This is a genomic window from Enterobacter sp. AN-K1 (assembly GCF_020971765.1).
GTDB classification, from domain to species: Bacteria; Pseudomonadota; Gammaproteobacteria; order Enterobacterales; family Enterobacteriaceae; genus Enterobacter; species Enterobacter hormaechei_C.
This window is the reverse complement of record NZ_CP087390.1, coordinates 4,054,706-4,072,821: the sequence shown is the minus strand read 5'-3', so window position 1 is coordinate 4,072,821 and position 18,116 is coordinate 4,054,706. Positions and strand designations below refer to the sequence as shown.

19 protein-coding genes are annotated in these 18,116 nt (G+C 54.9%); 11 read left to right on the top strand and 8 right to left on the bottom strand.

The features are described 5' to 3' along the window. Positions 1–202: 202 nt before the first annotated feature. The gene (locus tag LOC22_RS19320) at positions 203–1,456 is read left to right on the top strand and encodes a glycoside hydrolase family 18 protein (protein ID WP_230239130.1); all 1,254 of its coding nucleotides are present in this window, start codon (positions 203–205) and stop codon (positions 1,454–1,456) included. Between the two features lie 50 nt (positions 1,457–1,506). Here LOC22_RS19320 and LOC22_RS19315 read toward each other — a convergent pair whose 3' ends face one another. After that, positions 1,507–1,779, bottom strand: a complete 273-nt coding sequence (locus tag LOC22_RS19315; protein WP_063931388.1) for a YeaC family protein — start codon at positions 1,777–1,779, stop codon at positions 1,507–1,509. A 41-nt stretch (positions 1,780–1,820) separates the two neighbouring features. Beyond that, positions 1,821–2,234 carry a peptide-methionine (R)-S-oxide reductase MsrB gene (gene msrB, locus LOC22_RS19310; RefSeq protein WP_003857865.1) on the bottom strand — a complete coding sequence of 138 codons (414 nt, stop codon included), beginning with the start codon at positions 2,232–2,234 and terminating at the stop codon, positions 1,821–1,823. A gap of 341 nt (positions 2,235–2,575) precedes the next feature. Between msrB and gapA the strand changes: the two genes are divergently transcribed. Further along, positions 2,576–3,571 carry a glyceraldehyde-3-phosphate dehydrogenase gene (gene gapA / locus LOC22_RS19305; protein WP_006809136.1) on the top strand — a complete coding sequence of 332 codons (996 nt, stop codon included), beginning with the start codon at positions 2,576–2,578 and terminating at the stop codon, positions 3,569–3,571. Positions 3,572–3,645: 74 nt separating this feature from the next. Further along, the gene (locus tag LOC22_RS19300) at positions 3,646–4,530 is read left to right on the top strand and encodes a D-hexose-6-phosphate mutarotase (RefSeq protein ID WP_040117548.1); all 885 of its coding nucleotides are present in this window, start codon (positions 3,646–3,648) and stop codon (positions 4,528–4,530) included. Positions 4,531–4,596: 66 nt separating this feature from the next. Here the strand turns inward: LOC22_RS19300 and LOC22_RS19295 are convergent, their stop codons facing one another. Next, positions 4,597–5,343, bottom strand: coding sequence for a MipA/OmpV family protein (locus LOC22_RS19295; protein WP_017384691.1), 747 nt, complete (start codon positions 5,341–5,343; stop codon positions 4,597–4,599). Positions 5,344–5,775: 432 nt separating this feature from the next. On the opposite strand from LOC22_RS19295, the gene yeaG reads away from it, so the two are divergent. The 3 genes from yeaG to LOC22_RS19280 all read left to right on the top strand — a co-directional run bounded on the left by yeaG (position 5,776) and on the right by LOC22_RS19280 (position 9,683). Next, positions 5,776–7,710 (top strand): protein kinase YeaG, encoded by a 1,935-nt coding sequence (gene yeaG / locus LOC22_RS19290; protein WP_006809140.1) that lies wholly within the window; start codon positions 5,776–5,778, stop codon positions 7,708–7,710. Between the two features lie 89 nt (positions 7,711–7,799). After that, positions 7,800–9,083 carry a YeaH/YhbH family protein gene (locus tag LOC22_RS19285; protein WP_230239129.1) on the top strand — a complete coding sequence of 428 codons (1,284 nt, stop codon included), beginning with the start codon at positions 7,800–7,802 and terminating at the stop codon, positions 9,081–9,083. 99 nt (positions 9,084–9,182) lie between these two features. After that, positions 9,183–9,683, top strand: a complete 501-nt coding sequence (locus LOC22_RS19280) for a YbaK/prolyl-tRNA synthetase associated domain-containing protein (RefSeq protein ID WP_015570783.1) — start codon at positions 9,183–9,185, stop codon at positions 9,681–9,683. A 20-nt stretch (positions 9,684–9,703) separates the two neighbouring features. Here the strand turns inward: LOC22_RS19280 and yoaI are convergent, their stop codons facing one another. After that, positions 9,704–9,805, bottom strand: coding sequence for a small membrane protein YoaI (gene yoaI / locus LOC22_RS19275; protein ID WP_230239128.1), 102 nt, complete (start codon positions 9,803–9,805; stop codon positions 9,704–9,706). A gap of 286 nt (positions 9,806–10,091) precedes the next feature. Between yoaI and LOC22_RS19270 the strand changes: the two genes are divergently transcribed. The 3 genes from LOC22_RS19270 to LOC22_RS19260 all read left to right on the top strand — a co-directional run bounded on the left by LOC22_RS19270 (position 10,092) and on the right by LOC22_RS19260 (position 14,028). Then, a complete protein-coding gene (locus tag LOC22_RS19270; protein WP_058686306.1) occupies positions 10,092–11,423 on the top strand; it encodes a glycoside-pentoside-hexuronide (GPH):cation symporter in 1,332 nt (443 codons plus the stop codon). Between the two features lie 15 nt (positions 11,424–11,438). Continuing rightward, positions 11,439–13,475 carry a glycoside hydrolase family 31 protein gene (locus tag LOC22_RS19265; RefSeq protein ID WP_230239127.1) on the top strand — a complete coding sequence of 679 codons (2,037 nt, stop codon included), beginning with the start codon at positions 11,439–11,441 and terminating at the stop codon, positions 13,473–13,475. 106 nt (positions 13,476–13,581) lie between these two features. Beyond that, complete coding sequence (locus LOC22_RS19260) at positions 13,582–14,028, top strand: DUF441 domain-containing protein (protein ID WP_003857881.1); 447 nt, start codon at positions 13,582–13,584, stop codon at positions 14,026–14,028. On the opposite strand, the gene LOC22_RS19255 is transcribed toward LOC22_RS19260, so the two are convergent. Further along, entirely contained in the window at positions 14,012–14,803 is a 792-nt protein-coding gene (locus LOC22_RS19255) for an AraC family transcriptional regulator (RefSeq protein WP_049133795.1), read from the bottom strand. The genes LOC22_RS19260 and LOC22_RS19255 overlap by 17 nt on opposite strands. 99 nt (positions 14,804–14,902) lie before the next feature. Between LOC22_RS19255 and LOC22_RS19250 the strand changes: the two genes are divergently transcribed. Beyond that, complete coding sequence (locus LOC22_RS19250) at positions 14,903–16,090, top strand: CynX/NimT family MFS transporter (RefSeq protein WP_017384696.1); 1,188 nt, start codon at positions 14,903–14,905, stop codon at positions 16,088–16,090. Positions 16,091–16,121: 31 nt separating this feature from the next. Here LOC22_RS19250 and LOC22_RS19245 read toward each other — a convergent pair whose 3' ends face one another. Next, positions 16,122–16,829 carry a CTP synthase gene (locus LOC22_RS19245; RefSeq protein WP_230239126.1) on the bottom strand — a complete coding sequence of 236 codons (708 nt, stop codon included), beginning with the start codon at positions 16,827–16,829 and terminating at the stop codon, positions 16,122–16,124. Positions 16,830–16,980: 151 nt separating this feature from the next. On the opposite strand from LOC22_RS19245, the gene LOC22_RS19240 reads away from it, so the two are divergent. Next, a complete protein-coding gene (locus LOC22_RS19240; protein WP_015570789.1) occupies positions 16,981–17,325 on the top strand; it encodes a DUF488 domain-containing protein in 345 nt (114 codons plus the stop codon). Here LOC22_RS19240 and LOC22_RS19235 read toward each other — a convergent pair whose 3' ends face one another. Both LOC22_RS19235 and LOC22_RS19230 read right to left on the bottom strand, forming a co-directional pair. Further along, the gene (locus LOC22_RS19235) at positions 17,326–17,631 is read right to left on the bottom strand and encodes a periplasmic protein (protein ID WP_032670952.1); all 306 of its coding nucleotides are present in this window, start codon (positions 17,629–17,631) and stop codon (positions 17,326–17,328) included. A gap of 80 nt (positions 17,632–17,711) precedes the next feature. Further along, on the bottom strand, positions 17,712–17,966 hold the full coding sequence (locus LOC22_RS19230) for a DUF333 domain-containing protein (protein WP_015570791.1): 255 nt from the start codon (positions 17,964–17,966) through the stop codon (positions 17,712–17,714). Positions 17,967–18,116: the final 150 nt, after the last annotated feature.

Genomic DNA, 18,116 nt, shown 5'->3' with positions numbered 1-18,116 from the left:
CGGCTTAGCCTTACCCGGCCTACTTTCTCTGGTTTTGTAGACCGGGTAAGCGTCAGCGCCACCCGGCATTTCTTCCCCAATCCCCATAAAGTGAACTCCCTCGCATCACAAGCGAAACGGCGATGCTATTCTCTTCAGGCTGTTTTTTCGCCACGCCTTTTCTGTGGCGTGGTTATTTTTGTTCAGTCAAAGAGGAAATTATATGAAACGTTTGCCCTTGCTGGCAGCATTACCCTTGCTTTGCGCGTCACTGGCTTCCGCCGCGCCCCTGATGTCCGTGGGTTACTTCAATGGCGGTGGCGATGTTACCGCCGGACCGGGTGGCGATATTAATAAACTGGACGTCCGCCAGATCACCCACCTCAACTACTCGTTTGGTCTGGTCTATAACAACGAGAAAGACGAAACCAACGCCGTGCTGAAAGATCCGGCAAAACTGCATCAAATCTGGTTATCACCTAAGGTGGCATCCGATCTGGCGTTACTTCCTCAGCTTCGTAAACAAAACCCGAACCTGAAAGTCCTGCTTTCCGTTGGCGGCTGGGGGGCGCGTGGTTTTTCTGGCGCAGCGGCAACCAAAGAGAGTCGCGCGGTATTTATTCGCTCCGCGCAGGAGATCGTCAGTAAATACGGCCTGGACGGGATCGACCTGGACTGGGAATATCCGGTCAACGGCGCGTGGGGACTGGTCGAGAGCACCCCTGCCGACCAGGATAATTTCACCGCGCTGTTAAAAGAGATGCGTGACGCGTTTGGTAAGAAAAAGCTGGTCACGATTGCGGTGGGCGCGAATGCGGAAAGTCCGAAAAGCTGGGTGGATGTGAAAGCCATTGCCCCCCTGCTCGATTACATCAACCTGATGACCTACGACATGGCGTACGGTACACAGTATTTTAACGCGAATCTGTATGACTCCAGCGCCTGGCCAACGGTGGCTGCCGCAGACAAGTACAGCGTCGATTTTGTGGTGAATAACTATCTGGCCGCCGGGCTGAAGCCGCAGCAGATGAACCTCGGAATTGGTTTCTATGGGCGCGTGCCGAAGCGCGCCGTTGAACCGGGTATCGACTGGAGCAAATCGGACGCGCAGAACAATCCGGTGACGCAGCCCTACTTCGGGCCGCAGGAACTGGGCCTGTTCAAATCGCTTGGCTATGATCTGACCAAAGATACCTATGTGAAATACAACGATATCGTCCGCAAGCTGCTGAACGATCCGCAGAAACGCTTTACCGAGCACTGGGACGAACAGGCGAAGGTGCCGTGGCTGTCGGTGAAATCCGCCGACGGGAAGGCGCTGTTTGCGATTTCCTATGAGAACCCGCGATCCGTGGCGATCAAAGCGGATTACATTAAGGAGAAAGGTCTGGCTGGCGCCATGTTCTGGGAGTATGGGGCTGACGACGAAAACCAGCTCGCGAAACAGCTGGCGGAGTCGCTTGGGATCCCGCACTAAAGTGCAGTGTGCCGGGTGGCGCTAGCGCTTACCCGGCCTACATGGGAGCTTTATTTGAAGGTCGCAATCGGCTTCGGCGCGATGCCGAACTCTTCTTTCAGCTCGCGCTTGCTTTTCATCACCATCTGACCGCTAGTGTCGATGGTCATGTGCTGGGCGTCGGTATTGTGACGCGCCTGCCACAGCATCACCAGCTGCAAACTGTTCTCTTTTTGCTCAGGTGTGAGCGCCACACCGTCCGGCCATTTTCCCAGCTCAACGGCCGTTACCAGACGCTGATAAACCTCCGGGGTCATACCTGCAATCATGTCATCAATATTCATGATCTCTCCCTTTCAAAGGAATAATTTGCTGAATCGTTTTTTCAACCCTTGGTCTGGTCGCCGTTTTCATCATCGGTAAAGCTCATGGAAGCTGAATTTACACAGAAACGCTCCCCCGTCGGCTGCGGGCCATCCGGGAAGACATGCCCGAGATGGGCGTCACAGTTCCCGCAGCGAATTTCGGTGCGCACCATGCCGTGCGAGGTATCCGTCAGGTAGCGGATCGCATCATCGCTGACAGGCTCGTAAAAGCTCGGCCAGCCGCAGCCAGAATCGTACTTCGTCTGGGAGTTAAACAGCGGTGCATCACACACCAGGCAGTGGTAGACGCCTTCCCGTTTATTGTGCAGCAAACGCCCGGAAAACGGCGGTTCTGTGCCGTGATTTTGCGTCACGTAAAACTGCATCTCTGTAAGGTTTTTTTTCAAATCGTCGGGGTTACGTTGGTTCGACATATGCTTACATCTCGCTGTTGAAACAGACATCTTTTAACCCAGATTCTAACAAAACATTAACACCCGCGCGTGCACTTTTGTTCTAAACTTATGTGTCGCGAAAAGGCGGTCAGGCAATTGTGATCAATTTCACATTTTAATCCTGCGAGGCCTTTAAAATTCCGGGCGCAGCCCCCATGTGGTTGCTAGCTCAAAGGGAAAGTGAGGCGAGTCAGTCGCACAAACGTTAGTCACAGGATTGATTTGTCGCAATGATTGACACGATTCCGCTTGACGCTGCGTAAGGTTTTTGTAATTTTACAGGCAACCTTTTATTCACTAACAAATAGCTGGTGGAATATATGACTATCAAAGTAGGTATCAACGGTTTTGGCCGTATCGGCCGTATTGTTTTCCGTGCTGCTCAGAAACGTTCTGACATCGAAATCGTTGGTATCAACGATCTCCTGGACGCTGAATACATGGCGTACATGCTGAAGTACGACTCAACTCACGGTCGTTTCGACGGCACCGTTGAAGTGAAAGACGGCCACCTGGTTGTTAATGGCAAAACCATCCGCGTTACTGCTGAGAAAGACCCAGCTAACCTGAAATGGAACGAAATCGGTGTTGACGTTGTAGCTGAAGCTACCGGTATCTTCCTGACCGACGAAACTGCACGTAAACACATCACTGCGGGTGCGAAGAAAGTTGTTCTGACTGGTCCTTCCAAAGACAACACCCCAATGTTCGTTCGCGGTGCAAACTTCGAAACTTACGCTGGCCAGGACATCGTTTCCAACGCATCCTGCACCACCAACTGCCTGGCACCGCTGGCTAAAGTTATCAACGACAACTTCGGCATCATCGAAGGTCTGATGACTACCGTTCACGCAACCACCGCTACTCAGAAAACCGTTGATGGCCCGTCTCACAAAGACTGGCGCGGCGGCCGTGGCGCGGCTCAGAACATCATCCCATCTTCTACCGGTGCTGCTAAAGCAGTAGGTAAAGTACTGCCAGAACTGAATGGCAAACTGACTGGTATGGCGTTCCGCGTTCCAACTCCTAACGTATCCGTTGTTGACCTGACCGTTCGTCTGGAAAAAGCTGCTTCTTATGAAGAAATTAAGAAAGCAATCAAAGCTGCTTCCGAAGGCCCAATGAAAGGCGTTCTGGGTTACACCGAAGACGACGTTGTATCTACCGATTTCAACGGCGAAGTGTGCACTTCCGTGTTCGATGCTAAAGCAGGTATCGCACTGAACGACAACTTCGTGAAACTGGTTTCCTGGTACGACAACGAAACTGGCTACTCTAACAAAGTACTGGACCTGATCGCTCACATCTCCAAATAAGTTGAGATGAGTGCTTGATCCTAAAAGGCGACTTCGGTCGCCTTTTTTATTGTTTTTAGACAGAGGATTGCTTAATGATTAATAAAATTTTTGCACTTCCGGTAGTCGAACAACTTACCCCTGTGCTCTCCCGCCGTCAGATCGACGGTGCTGATATCATCGTCGTTGATCATCCGCGCGTTAAAGCCTCCGTAGCGCTCAATGGTGCCCACCTGCTCTCCTGGAAACCAGAAGGTGAAGAAGAAGGCCTGTGGCTGAGCGAGGCCACCTCGTTCAAAAAAGGGGCGGCGATCCGCGGCGGCGTACCGATCTGCTGGCCATGGTTTGGCCCGTCAGCGCAGCAGGGTTTACCCTCACACGGTTTCGCCCGTAACCAGCAGTGGACGCTGAAAGCCCACAACGAAGATGAAAACGTTGCGGTGTTGACCTTTGAACTCCAGGCGAATGATGAAACGCGTGCCCTGTGGCCACACGAGTTCACCCTGTATGCCCGCTTCAAGCTGGGTAAAACCTGCGAAATTGAACTGGAAGCGCACGGCGAATTCGAAACAACGTCCGCCCTGCACACCTATTTCAACGTAGGCGACATTCAGGCCGTTAAGGTGAGCGGACTTGGCGATACCTTTATCGACAAAGTGGATAACGCGAAAGAAGGCAAGCTGGACGACGGCGTGCAGACTTTCCCGGATCGTACCGACCGCGTGTATCTGCACCCGGAAGCCTGTAGCGTCATCCACGACAGCGCGCTGAACCGCGGTATTGATGTGGTTCATCACCACCACAGCAACGTGGTGGGCTGGAACCCGGGCCCTGCCCTTTCCGTCAGCATGGCGGATATCCCGGATGACGGTTACAAGACCTTCGTGTGCGTGGAAACCGCGTGCGTGACCGCGCCGCAGAAAACCAGCGAAGAAAAACCGTCCCGCTTAGGCCAGACGATCAAGATTGTGAAGCGCTAATATTGTTCAGGCATCATAAAAAACAAACGGGGCGCTAGCGCCCCGTTTTAATGCATCACGTTCTGGTCAGAACTTGTAGGTCACACCCACGGAGAAGATGCCAGACCAGGACTTGTCGACCATCGGGCTGTCTTTCACTTCATCGCTCAGACGAATGTAACGGCCAGTACCGTACACATTCCAGTCACCGAGGAAGTTATACGAGGCGGTGAGTTCCAGGTACGGGTCCCAGCCATCATCCGCGCTGTAGCTCTTCAGACCGCTGCGGCGAGACTCCGCTTTAGACACGCCATAGTAGTAGTCGTTGTAATTCTCGCTGCTGTACTGCACACCGATACCCGGCGTCAGCGTCACTGCGCCGTTGGTATAGCGATAAAGCCACGCCAGATCCCAGATGAAGCCGTTGCTGTTGTCCAGGGTATCGCCCGCCAGCGCAGTGCGCAGGAAGCCATACTCGGTATTATGGACGTAAGAAAGCCCCGCCATCAGTGAGCTTCTGCGTTTGTCCAGCTGACGAAGCGCATTGCTGTCGCTGTCGCCTGGTTTAAAGTGCGTTGGATCGTAATAGGCCATGATGGAGAGCTTATCGGCCGTATCGTTCCACAGATAGTAGCCACCGCCCAACCCACGGAACCAGAAGTTATCGCCTTCATAGGTGACAACGGGGACAGGATAAACGTCGCGGTCATACTGCTTGTACGGGCTGTTAATCACGCCAGCACCCGCGCCAACAGTCCACTGGCTCTCAGCCTGTACGGTGCTCGCTGCGGTAGCGGCAAGGATGCCCAATGCCAGAAGTTTGAGTTTGGTCACAATCCATTCTTTCCTGTAGTCAAATAATCAGCGGGTGAAGTGTAACCGCCATTCCCGTACATCCCAAAATTTTTTGCGCGCTAATCCGTTTGATTAACCCGTTATTTTTCATTTTTCAGATGACATCCCGCTTTCATTTATGTGACCGATAAATGAAAAACCCACTTTTCGCTTATAACCGCAGTGGAAATTTTTGGATGAGTTATTGATATGTCATTGAAAGTAGATTTTATCCGTATGCAAGTTTTGCAATTGCCATCTACGCTTTAATTTAAGAAGAGGTTTTGCTGAACACCCTGCGGTTCATAGCCTTCGACCTGGCACACAGGTTGCTGCTCTGGCAGTGAGGTGCGAAAAATTCTCTTCCGGGAGCCTCCACTACTCATACGAACGGCTCTTATCCTGTGCTAAAAAACGAAAGGACGGCATGCCATGAATATATTCGATCACTATCGCCAGCGCTACGAAGCTGCCAAGGACGAAGAGTTCACACTGCAGGAGTTTCTTACCATTTGTCGGCAAGATCGCAGTGCCTATGCCAATGCGGCAGAACGGCTATTGATGGCTATTGGTGAGCCAAACATGGTTGATACTGCCCTGGAGCCACGGCTTTCCCGTCTATTTTCGAATCGGGTGGTCGCCCGATACCCGGCGTTTGAAGAGTTCTATGGCATGGAAGACGCCATTGAGCAGATCGTCTCCTACCTGAAGCATGCCGCTCAGGGGCTGGAAGAGAAGAAACAGATCCTTTACCTGCTGGGTCCTGTCGGTGGGGGTAAATCCTCCCTGGCTGAACGGCTGAAAGCGCTGATGCAGCGCGTGCCGATCTATGTGCTGAGCGCCAACGGCGAACGCAGCCCGGTCAATGACCATCCGCTGTGCCTGTTTAATCCGCAAGAGGATGCGCAAATTCTGGAAAAAGAGTTTGGCATTCCGCATCGCTATCTCGGTACGATCATGTCGCCGTGGGCGGCAAAACGTCTGCACGAGTTTGGCGGGGACATCACCAAGTTTCGCGTCGTGAAAGTGTGGCCGTCTATCCTCGAGCAGATCGCCATCGCTAAAACTGAACCCGGTGACGAGAACAACCAGGATATCTCGGCGCTGGTGGGTAAAGTCGATATCCGTAAGCTGGAGCATCACGCGCAAAACGACCCGGATGCCTACGGTTATTCCGGTGCGCTGTGCCGCGCCAACCAGGGGATTATGGAATTTGTCGAGATGTTTAAAGCACCGATCAAAGTGCTGCATCCGCTACTGACCGCCACCCAGGAAGGGAACTACAACGGGACAGAGGGTATTTCCGCCCTGCCGTTTAACGGGATTATCCTTGCCCACTCTAACGAATCTGAATGGGTGACCTTCCGTAACAACAAAAACAATGAGGCGTTCCTTGACCGTGTGTATATCGTCAAAGTGCCTTATTGCCTGCGGATCTCCGAGGAGATCAAGATTTACGAAAAACTGCTCAACCACAGTGAGCTGGTCCATGCCCCTTGCGCACCGGGAACGCTGGAAACGCTGTCGCGCTTCTCGATCCTGTCGCGCCTGAAAGAGCCGGAAAATTCCAGCATCTACTCAAAAATGCGCGTGTATGACGGTGAAAGCCTGAAGGATACCGACCCGAAAGCGAAATCGTACCAGGAATACCGCGATTACGCCGGGGTCGACGAAGGGATGAACGGTTTGTCGACGCGTTTCGCGTTTAAGATCCTCTCCCGCGTCTTTAACTTCGACCACGCGGAGGTGGCCGCCAACCCGGTACATCTGTTCTACGTGCTGGAACAGCAAATTGAACGTGAACAGTTCCCACAGGAGCAGGCTGAACGCTACCTGGAGTTCCTGAAAGGCTACCTGATCCCGAAATACGCCGAGTTTATCGGCAAAGAGATCCAGACCGCCTACCTGGAATCCTATTCCGAATACGGCCAGAACATCTTCGACCGGTACGTCACCTACGCTGACTTCTGGATCCAGGATCAGGAGTATCGCGACCCGGATACCGGCCAGCTGTTTGACCGTGAATCCCTGAACGCGGAACTTGAAAAAATCGAGAAACCAGCCGGGATCAGCAATCCGAAAGACTTCCGAAACGAGATTGTGAACTTCGTGCTGCGCGCCAGAGCGCATAACAACGGCCGTAATCCGAACTGGACCAGCTACGAAAAACTGCGCACGGTTATAGAGAAGAAAATGTTCTCTAACACGGAAGAGCTGTTGCCGGTCATCTCGTTCAACGCCAAAACCTCAACCGACGAGCAGAAAAAGCACGACGATTTTGTCGACCGTATGATGGAAAAAGGCTATACCCGCAAACAGGTCCGCCTGCTCTGTGAATGGTATCTGCGCGTGCGTAAATCGTCTTAAAACAAGTGCCCGGTAATGCGCTTACCGGGCCAACAAAATGTCCGGCACTTACGGACGCTGCAAGTTGGCAAATGCAGTACGGGGGATATATGACCTGGTTTATTGACCGGCGTCTTAACGGCAAAAACAAGAGCACGGTGAATCGCCAGCGCTTCTTGCGCCGTTATAAAGCGCAAATTAAACAGTCGATCTCCGAGGCCATCAACAAACGCTCGGTGACCGACGTCGACAGCGGCGAATCCGTCTCCATCCCTAACGATGACATCAGCGAACCGATGTTTCATCAGGGGCGTGGCGGCCTTCGCCATCGTGTGCACCCAGGTAATGACCACTTCGTCCAGAATGACAGAATCGAGCGGCCACAAGGCGGAGGCGGCGGTTCTGGCAGCGGTCAGGGACAGGCCAGCCAGGACGGTGAAGGCCAGGACGAGTTCGTCTTTCAGATTTCAAAAGACGAATATCTCGACCTGCTGTTTGAGGATCTGGCCCTGCCGAATCTGAGAAAGAATCAGCACCGTCAGCTCAACGAATACAAAACCCATCGCGCGGGTTATACCGCAAACGGGGTGCCCGTCAACATCAGCGTGGTGCGTTCACTGCAAAACTCGCTGGCGCGACGCACGGCGATGACGGCAGGCAAACGGCGCGAACTGCGCGAGCTGGAAACCAGCCTGAAAGTGGTGGAAAACACCGAACCGGCGCAACTGCTGGAAGAGGAGCGCCTGCGAAAAGAGATCGCCGAACTGCGGGCGAAGATCGACCGGGTGCCGTTTATCGACACGTTCGACCTGCGCTACAAGAACTACGAAAAACGGCCGGAGCCTTCCAGCCAGGCAGTAATGTTCTGCCTGATGGACGTGTCAGGTTCAATGGATCAGGCCACCAAGGATATGGCTAAGCGTTTTTATATTCTGCTCTATCTGTTCCTGAGCAGAACGTATAAGAACGTGGAGGTGGTCTACATCCGCCATCACACTCAGGCGAAAGAGGTGGATGAACATGAGTTCTTTTACTCGCAGGAGACCGGCGGCACCATCGTGTCGAGCGCCCTGAAGCTGATGGACGAGGTGGTGAAGGAGCGCTACGATCCGGCGCAGTGGAATATCTACGCCGCGCAGGCATCGGATGGCGATAACTGGGCGGATGACTCGCCGCTGTGTCATGAAATTCTGGCGAAGAAGATCCTGCCGGTGGTGCGTTACTACAGCTACATTGAAATTACCCGTCGCGCCCACCAGACGCTGTGGCGTGAGTATGAGCATCTGCAAGCGATGTTCGATAACTTTGCGATGCAGCACATTCGTGACCAGGATGACATCTACCCGGTCTTCCGGGAACTGTTCCAGAAACAGTCGTCCACCAGCAACGCATGACCCAACAGCCAGCGCACCCGCTGGCTGTTTTCTTTCAGCCCTCTCCGTCCCGTGCTAATGTAGCAAGCTACGTATTGGCAAATCACAGGTGAAATCGTTATGTCTGATGACGTGATCGGGACGACGACCCATCAGCGGCTAATCAGCTTATTAACCGAGCAGGAGGCGCGCTTTCGCGTGGTGGCGCATGAGGCCGTTGGGAAATGCGAAGCGGTCAGTGAAATTCGCGGGACCGATCTCCGGCAGGGTGCAAAAGCACTGGTCTGCAAGGTAAAAGGCAACGGTGTTAAGAAACATATTCTGGCAATCCTCGCCGCCGATCGGCAGGCCGATCTGAGCCTGCTGGCCAGTCATTTCGGTGGGCTAAAGGCCTCGCTCGCCAGTCCGGCAGAAGTGGATGCACTTACCGGCTGCGTTTTCGGCGCCATTCCCCCCTTCAGCTTTCATCCGGATCTGACGCTGGTCGCCGATCCGCTGCTGTTTGAGCGCTTCGATGAGATCGCCTTTAACGCCGGCCTGCTGGAAAAGTCGGTGATTATGGACACCCAGGACTATCTGCGTATCGCCCGTCCTGAACTGGTGACGTTCCGTAAACAATAAATACTGCGGCTGGCTAACGGTCAGCCTTTTTCCAGCAGCAGCACGGAAGCAATCAAAATAATCGCGATAATAAAAAACGATGAGGAGATAATCAGCGTTTCGACAAACATAGGATCGTTCATGATGCCCTCTGCTTTGCCCATTTGCCTCTTTTTTACCCCCGCACAATGACAGTTAAATGACAATGACGCGTCCGTGAAATGACTATTTTTTCGCTGAAACGATTCGCTGTTACCTATCCTCCACCGTATAAAGTCACTGTTTAAATACTTTATTTGTTACCGGTATCACGAAAAGAAATTTACGTAACCCCGATGCCAGATCTCGCAATTGTTAACCTTTTCATCATGGTTAACCCTGTTTACGGAGCACCTCAAAAATAAACCTTACACTGGCAAGGTGAATACAATGACCGAAATAATTACCCGTAAAGAAAAGATCAGTTATGGGTTAGGCGATATGGCGAGCCATATTGGGCTGGATAACGTCATTATTTTTCTGACGTTTTACTATACGGACGTGGTGGGGCTACCTGCCGCATTCGTGGGCACCATGTTTCTCCTGGCGAGAACCGCCGATGCCATAATAGACCCGGCGATGGGCTATATCGCAGACAGGACGCGCACGCGCTGGGGCAAATTCCGCCCCTGGATGCTGTGGCTGGCGCTGCCCTTTGGCGCAAGTTGTCTGCTGACCTACGCCGTTCCGGCGTCGCTCGATCTGCACGGTAAAATGATTTTCGCCACCGTCAGCTATACCCTGATGATGCTGATGTATACCGCAATCAATATTCCCTATTGCTCCATGGGCGCGGTGATCACGCCCGACAACGATGCGCGAATTTCCCTCCAGTCCTATCGTTTTTTCCTGGCCACGCTGGGTGGCGCGCTGTCGACATTCTTTATGATGCCGCTGGCAGAGTTTTTAGGCGGCGATGATAAATTACTGGGCTACCGCTGGGCGATGGCCATTATGGCGACCATCGCGGTCATCATGTTCTGGATCTGCTTCGCCAATACGCGTGAACGTATTAAGGCTCCCGCTACCCACAATAATTATCTTGCGGAACTGCGGGATTTATTACGAAACGACCAATGGCGGGTTGTCGCCGTCCTGGTATTAACCAACATTGGTTTTGGCGTTATTCGCCTTGGCGCAATGATGTATTTCGTCACTTATTATCTCGGTAGCGCGAGCTATTTTATGTGGATGCTCGGCGCGCATATTCTTGGAAAAGCCGCAGGTAGCGCGCTGGCTAAACGTCTGACGCAGAACGTGAGCAAAGTGCAGATGTTTGGCTACTGTTCCGTGCTGGCGGGAGTACTCAGTATCGCCCTGTTCTTTGCGCCTAAGTCGGTGCTGATTCTGGTACCTATGACGTTCATCGTCTCCACCCTTTACCAGGCCACCACCACGCTGATGTGGGTAATGATGGCGGACGTCGCCGATTACGGCGAATGGAAACAGGGGAAACGCATGGACGGCGTGATCTTCTCCACCTTCCTCGCCGTACTCAAGCTGGGAATGGCGATCAGCGGCGCGATTGTTGGCTGGACGCTGGGCTTAAGCGGCTATGTCGCCAACGCCCCGGAACAGACCACCACGGCCATGTACTGCATCATCGCCCTCTTTACCGTCGTGCCTGGCGTCTTGTCACTCTGCGCGTTTGCCACGCTGCGCTGGTACAAGCTCGACGACAGCACAATGCAATCCATCCATCTTGCCAAATACCCTGTTTAGAAGGACGCGTTTTCCATGAGTGAGCTGATCCAACATTCCAACAGTATCGAATGGCGTTTTGAACGCCAGATCCTGCGTATTGAACCGTGGGGTGAAAACAGTCTGCGCGTCAGGGCCACCTGCTCCCCGACTTTTGATGACGCCTTACAGGCACTGTTGCCCGCCGCCCCTTGCCAGGCTGAGATTGTCGCCGAAGCGGAAAGCCTGACGCTGCGCAACGGCAATATTACCGCGACGCTGAACCTTAAAGGTCAGCTGGCCTTCTACAATCAGCGCGGCGAACTGCTGCTGGAAGAGATGTGGCGCCAGCGTTCAACGGTGGGTATCGGTGCCAGCGAGAAGAGCCAGGATAAATATGTCAGCGCCCTGAAGCTGGATGGCCGCGAATTTAAGCCGCTAATGGGGGGGAAATATCAGCTCACCGTCCGGTTTGAATCGCGTCCGGATGAACGCATCTATGGCATGGGTCAGTATCAACAGCCGTGGCTGGATCTGAAAGGCTGTACGCTGGAACTGGCGCAGCGCAACTCCCAGGCCAGCGTGCCCTTTATGCAGTCCAGCCTTGGCTATGGCCTGCTGTGGAACAACCCGGCGATTGGTGAAGCCAGCTTTGCAAAAAATCAGACGGAATGGCGCGCCCGCGTCACAGGAGAAATGGACTACTGGATCACCGCCGCCGACACGGTGGCGGATATCACCCGCCAGTATGTGAAAGCCACCGGTACTCCGCCCCCCGCCCCGGCGTTTATCAGCGGGCTGTGGCAGTGCAAATTACGCTACCGCACCCAGCAGGAGGTGCTGGAGGTTGCGCGGGAGTATCGCCGCCGTAATCTGCCGCTGTCGGTGATGGTCATCGACTTTTTCCACTGGCCGAATCAGGGCACCTGGTGCTTCGACCCCGTAGACTGGCCCGATCCTGAAGGGATGGTCGACGAGCTGCGCGAAATGGGTATTGCGCTGATGGTGTCGGTGTGGCCAACGGTAGAGGCGCGCAGCCCTCTCTACCCGCTGATGAAAGCCAAAGGCTGGCTGGTCAGCAGTGAACGTGGCGTACAGGTCAACCTCGATTTTATGGGCAATACCACCTTCTTTGATGCGACCCATCCTGAGGCGCGGAAATTCGTCTGGGATACGGTGAAGAAAAATTACTACGACATGGGCATTAAGCTGTTCTGGCTGGACGAAGCGGAGCCGGAATACCGCGCCTATGATTTTGACAACTATCGCTACCACGCCGGTCCGGTGCTGGAAGTGGGCAATCGCTACCCGCGTGACTTTGCGCAGGGCTTTTACGATGGGCTCCAGGCAAACGGCGAAACCGACATTGTTAACCTGGTACGCTGCGCCTGGGCTGGTAGCCAGCGCTTCGGCGTGCTGGCGTGGTCGGGTGATGTCCACTCCTCGTTCCATGCTTTTCGCAATCAACTCGCCGCGGGACTGAATATGGGGCTGGCGGGGATCCCATGGTGGACGACCGATATCGGCGGCTTCCAGGGAGGGAACGTTAACGATCCGGCGTTCCACGAATTGCTGATCCGTTGGTTCCAGTGGGCAGTGTTTACACCGGTTCTGCGCATGCACGGCTATCGCGAACCGCAGATCCAGCCCCCGGAGCGCTACCGTGACGGCATTCCTCAGTGTAACAGCGGTTCGCCTAATGAGCTGTGGAGTTACGGAGAAGAGAATTACGCCATCATGCAGCACTGGCTTACCGTTCGCGAAACCCTGCGCCCGTATATTGACGCGTTGTACCAGCAGGCTCATCTGCACGGAGATCCGCTCATGCGTCCGCTGTTCTGGCACTATCCGCAGGATAAGCAGAGCTGGGCGTGTGAAGATCAGTATCTGTTTGGCGAAGATCTGCTGGTGGCACCGGTTATGCAGGCCGGTCAGCGTGAGCGCGATGTCTGGCTGCCGACGGGCAATAGCTGGGTCGCTCTTAACGGTGAGCGCTACGCCGGTGGGGAGCATATCCGGGTGCCAGCGGCGCTGGAAACCATCCCGGTGTTTATCCGCGAAGGGAGTCCGCTTATCCAGCAACTGGTGGACTGACGTCAGGCAAGTGCCCAAAAATAGACAATTTTTTCAGTAAAGCCTGCCTGCCGTCGCGTTTGCGCGTAAAGTAAGCAGGCTTACTATTTTTGGCAAGGATCCCGTCATGTTCGACCCTACACTGCTCATACTTCTGGCCCTGGCTGCTCTGGGTTTTGTCAGCCACAACACCACCGTCGCGATTTCCATTCTGGTCCTGATCATCGTTCGCGTCACACCGTTGAATACCTTCTTCCCGTGGATAGAAAAACAGGGGCTTACCATCGGGATCATTATTTTGACCATCGGTGTGATGGCCCCGATTGCCAGCGGAACGCTACCGGCCTCAACGCTGCTGCACTCCTTTGTAAACTGGAAATCGCTGGTGGCGATTGCGGTGGGCGTTTTTGTCTCATGGCTTGGCGGGCGCGGCGTGACGCTGATGAGCAGCCAGCCTTCACTGGTGGCCGGGCTGCTGGTGGGCACCGTGTTAGGCGTGGCGCTGTTTCGTGGCGTGCCGGTTGGCCCGCTGATTGCTGCCGGACTGGTTTCGCTGTTTATCGGGAAGTCGTAGTCAGGCTGGCAATATAGCGGGCGGGCGTCTGTCCCAGTCCTTTCTTAAACATGGTGATGAAGGCGGTGGTGGAGTCATACCCCAGCGCCTGCGCCGCCTGCTGAACCGACTTTCCGCCGATCAAAAACTGCAATGCGACAATCAGCTGGAGCTGGTGCCGCCAGCGGCGAAAGCTTAAGCCAGTCTCTTTCACCACCAGCCGCGCCAGATTGCGTTCGCTCATGGCAAAGTGGCTTGCCCACTGCGCCAGCGTCTGCCAGGCGGCAGGTTCGTTTGCCATGGTCTCGCTCATCAGGCGAATTTTTGGATGCGGAGATACCGGCAGCTGTAGATGCTCCTGCGGTTGCAGGGGCAGTTCATCAAACAGGACGTCAACCAGCCTTCCGGTAGCGGGAAGAGGCAGTTCCTCCCGTGACCTGTCCGCAAGCGCCATCACCAGCTCCCGCACCAGGGGCGATATTTTCAGCGTACAGGTACGCGTCGGCAATTCGAGCGCACCGGGTTCAATAAACAGCAGACAGAGCTGCGCGCCGGGCGTCGCCTTGTTGCTGTGCGGCGTTTGTCCCGGGATCCACACCGCATACTGGGGCGGCACCATCAGCATCGCGTTCTCCACTTCACAGGTGATCGCTCCCCCCAGCGCCATAATCAGCTGCCCTTTGCGGTGCTGATGCAGCGGAATATATTGTTCCTGTGCCACCACGCGGATGCGAAAGGCCACCGCCGCGTCGTGCTGGCTATCGGGATCGTAGCCATCGAGCCCCAGTCCGTACATAAAGTTGTCCGATATTAGCGATAAACTGTCATTTTAGCCTGATTTCAACCACGACTTAAATCGGTATGGTATGCGCTCGCCTGAACGTAAGAGACAATAATGACTACTGCTATTCAACCTTCCGGGAAACAGGGTGCGCTGCTGATTGCAGGCATCCTGATGATTGCCACGACGCTGCGCGTCACCTTTACCGGTGTCGCCCCCCTGCTCGATACCATCCGACAGGACTATGGCTTAAGCACGGCGCAAACCGGCCTGCTCACGACGCTGCCTCTGCTGGCCTTCGCCTTTATCTCTCCCCTTGCCGCAGGCGTCGCCCGGCGCCTGGGCATGGAGCGCAGCCTTTTTATCGCTCTGCTGCTGATTTGCATCGGGATTGGCGTACGTTCGCTGCCGTCGGCCTCGCTGCTGTTTATCGGTACGGCGATCGTAGGCTGTGGGATTGCGCTGGGCAATGTCCTGTTACCTGGCTTAATCAAACGTGATTTTCCGGGCCAGGTCGCAAAACTGACGGGGGCTTATTCGCTGACGATGGGAGCCGCTGCTGCCGCAGGGTCGGCGCTGATCGTCCCGCTGTCGCTGGGGAGTGGTGGCTGGCACGGGGCGCTGTTGATGCTGATGTTCTTCCCGCTGGTGGCGCTGCTGCTGTGGTTACCGCAATGGCGCCAGAAGCCGGCCGCCACCCTGACCGGAGCGGGCGCGCTGCACAATCGGGCTATCTGGCGCTCGGCGCTCGCCTGGCAGGTGACGCTTTTTCTGGGCATTAACTCGCTGATTTACTACGTCATTATCGGCTGGTTACCCGCGATTTTGCTTAGCCATGGCTACAGCGAAACGCAGGCTGGCTCCATGCACGGGCTTCTCCAGCTGGCAACCGCGGTTCCCGGTCTCGCCATTCCGCTGATCCTGCACCGTCTTAACGATCAGCGTGGCATTGCCGGGCTAGTCGCCCTGATGTGCGCCGTCAGCGCGGCCGGGTTCTGGTTCGCGCCGGGGCTGGCCGTCGTCTGGACGCTGGTGTTTGGCTTTGGATCCGGCGCCACCATGATCCTCGGCCTGACGTTTATCGGGCTGCGCGCCAGCTCGGCCCATCAGGCCGCGGCGCTCTCCGGCATGGCACAGTCGATTGGCTATCTTCTGGCGGCCTGTGGCCCACCGCTGATGGGGAAAATTCACGATACCGCCGGAGACTGGCGCATTCCGCTGCTCGCCTGCGCGCTGGCCGCGGTGGTGATGGCGTTATGCGGTATGCTTGCCGGGCGTGACCGGGAGATCACACCCCGCTGACATTCAAGGCAGACCCGGAGGTCTGCTTTTTTTATCCCTGCGCCGCCCGCAGCATGGCCTGTACCAGCACGACCGGGCGCCCTTGCAGCGCGGCCCGCTCATGCTGGAACAGGGTGAGGACAAAGAAAGGATGGGTTACCAGCTCTGCCGCGCGGATCTCGCCCTGCTCGTCCCAGCCCGTTACGCGCATGTCGCCCCGCTCAAGCTGGTCGGCAAACTCAGGTGAGACGCCGTAATTGCAGTGATACCCCTCCTGAATTTCCGGCTTGCCATACGCTTTAGCAATCAGCGTGTTATTCCGCAGCTCGATCGCGTCGGTTTTTTCCACCAGCGAGCAGGTCAGCGGCGCAATTACCATCCTTCCCTCGGTGTCGGTTTCGGCATGGCCTGCATCGTGCCAGCCCAGTACATTACGCGCATACTCAATCAGCGCATGCTGGAACCCGCCGCAGGTGCCGAGAAAGGGGATGCTATTCTCACGCGCGTAACGCGCCGCAATAAACGCCGCCTCGGTGTTTTTATACGGGCTTGCCGGTACCAGCCAGATGGCATCGTACCCGACGAGGTCTTCGGCGCTGGTCAGCCCAGGCGTGGCGAGCCAGTCATAATCAGCGGTGAGATCCAGAACCGCAGCGGCGTCGTCAATCGCCAGCGGGATCGCCTGGTGCGCAATAACATCGGGATTGTAATCACCAACCAGCGCAATGCGCAGCGTCGTTTTAACCGGGGAGAGTTCCATCAGAGATTCCTTATGCCGGAGGATTTTCAGATAACATAAGGAACCTCAGACTACCGATCTTTTGCAATTATCACAATACCTTAAATTGGGTGGATAAAAGCCGGGTGCTATAGTGTTCTTGCAGAACGTCGTAAGGAAATGAGGAGGACCCATGATTCAATGTAAACGCGTGTATGAGCAGGCGACCTCAAAAGACGGTTACCGGATCCTGGTCGACAGACTCTGGCCGCGAGGGATAAAAAAGACCGACCTCGCCTGCGATGAGTGGTGTAAAGCGCTAACGCCGTCCAGCGAACTGCGAAAAGCCTTTCACAGTGAAACGATAGATTTCACCGCGTTCAGTGAAGCCTATCGCAAAGAGCTGGCGCAGCATCCGGATGAAGGCAAACGCCTGGCGGCTCTCGCCAAACAGCAGACCGTGACGCTACTCTATGGGGCGAAAAATACGGAGCAGAATCACGCGCAGGTACTGGCGGACTGGCTGCGTAAACTGTGATTAACCGATCGCCAGCTCATCCACGTTGTGTGGCATCTCGTCGGGAGTAAGCGGCATCAGATGTTCCGGGCGAACAAACGCAAAACCGTGCTGATTATCAAAGGCATAAACATCACCGGTGACCAGCCACAGCGCACGCGCTGTCGTGGCGGGTAATTGCGTCATGACGCCGTTAACCGGGTTCACAAAACGCTGGCCCGGCTGACAGAGGCCAAACAGCTCGACGGATTTACCGATATTTCGACGGCCTGCCGCCGTACGCGCACCCACGATCATCGCCATGCTGCCCGGTTTTAACTGAAACATACTTCTTCTCGCAAACGTACTGCCAGAAACTGGCTAAGAATAATCCTAAAGAGAAGTGTATCGCAGTTTTATTGCCGTTGTCATCTGGTCGGTTGCGGGTGATCGCGGCGGTAGAGATCCCATTCATCGATCACTTCCCCGCCTGGCAATTTGCACTCGGTACGTACGCCCTGCGGGCTTTGAACAGGGATTTGCTCTCCCCCTTTCTCCAGACAGTACACTGACGCCGGGTTTGCCATACCAATAGCGTGCGGCGGTTGAGGCGCATCAGGAGGGGTTGTCTTTGTTGAGCAGGCGGCCAGCGGTAAAACCAGCGCCAGGAGAAGATATTTCATTATCATGATCCTTCAGGGTGTAAAAACGTCAGAGTAACGGGTCATCGCCGTTTTCTCCATGATTTCTCCATTAAACCTGCACGATTCCCCCTTATAGTGATGCCTGTTCTCACACTGACCAGAGAACATCATTCCGTAATCAAGATGTTT

Coding starts and splice junctions, on each gene's coding strand:
- LOC22_RS19235 (WP_032670952.1), bottom strand. CDS start 17,631: ATGTTTCAGTTAAAACCGGGCAGCATGGCGATGATCGTGGGTGCGCGT.
- LOC22_RS19315 (WP_063931388.1), bottom strand. CDS start 1,779: ATGAATATTGATGACATGATTGCAGGTATGACCCCGGAGGTTTATCAG.
- LOC22_RS19320 (WP_230239130.1), top strand. CDS start 203: ATGAAACGTTTGCCCTTGCTGGCAGCATTACCCTTGCTTTGCGCGTCA.
- yeaG (WP_006809140.1), top strand. CDS start 5,776: ATGAATATATTCGATCACTATCGCCAGCGCTACGAAGCTGCCAAGGAC.
- LOC22_RS19240 (WP_015570789.1), top strand. CDS start 16,981: ATGATTCAATGTAAACGCGTGTATGAGCAGGCGACCTCAAAAGACGGT.
- LOC22_RS19265 (WP_230239127.1), top strand. CDS start 11,439: ATGAGTGAGCTGATCCAACATTCCAACAGTATCGAATGGCGTTTTGAA.
- LOC22_RS19260 (WP_003857881.1), top strand. CDS start 13,582: ATGTTCGACCCTACACTGCTCATACTTCTGGCCCTGGCTGCTCTGGGT.
- gapA (WP_006809136.1), top strand. CDS start 2,576: ATGACTATCAAAGTAGGTATCAACGGTTTTGGCCGTATCGGCCGTATT.
- LOC22_RS19255 (WP_049133795.1), bottom strand. CDS start 14,803: ATGTACGGACTGGGGCTCGATGGCTACGATCCCGATAGCCAGCACGAC.
- LOC22_RS19280 (WP_015570783.1), top strand. CDS start 9,183: ATGTCTGATGACGTGATCGGGACGACGACCCATCAGCGGCTAATCAGC.
- LOC22_RS19270 (WP_058686306.1), top strand. CDS start 10,092: ATGACCGAAATAATTACCCGTAAAGAAAAGATCAGTTATGGGTTAGGC.
- LOC22_RS19285 (WP_230239129.1), top strand. CDS start 7,800: ATGACCTGGTTTATTGACCGGCGTCTTAACGGCAAAAACAAGAGCACG.
- LOC22_RS19230 (WP_015570791.1), bottom strand. CDS start 17,966: ATGAAATATCTTCTCCTGGCGCTGGTTTTACCGCTGGCCGCCTGCTCA.
- LOC22_RS19300 (WP_040117548.1), top strand. CDS start 3,646: ATGATTAATAAAATTTTTGCACTTCCGGTAGTCGAACAACTTACCCCT.
- LOC22_RS19245 (WP_230239126.1), bottom strand. CDS start 16,829: ATGGAACTCTCCCCGGTTAAAACGACGCTGCGCATTGCGCTGGTTGGT.
- yoaI (WP_230239128.1), bottom strand. CDS start 9,805: ATGAACGATCCTATGTTTGTCGAAACGCTGATTATCTCCTCATCGTTT.
- msrB (WP_003857865.1), bottom strand. CDS start 2,234: ATGTCGAACCAACGTAACCCCGACGATTTGAAAAAAAACCTTACAGAG.
- LOC22_RS19250 (WP_017384696.1), top strand. CDS start 14,903: ATGACTACTGCTATTCAACCTTCCGGGAAACAGGGTGCGCTGCTGATT.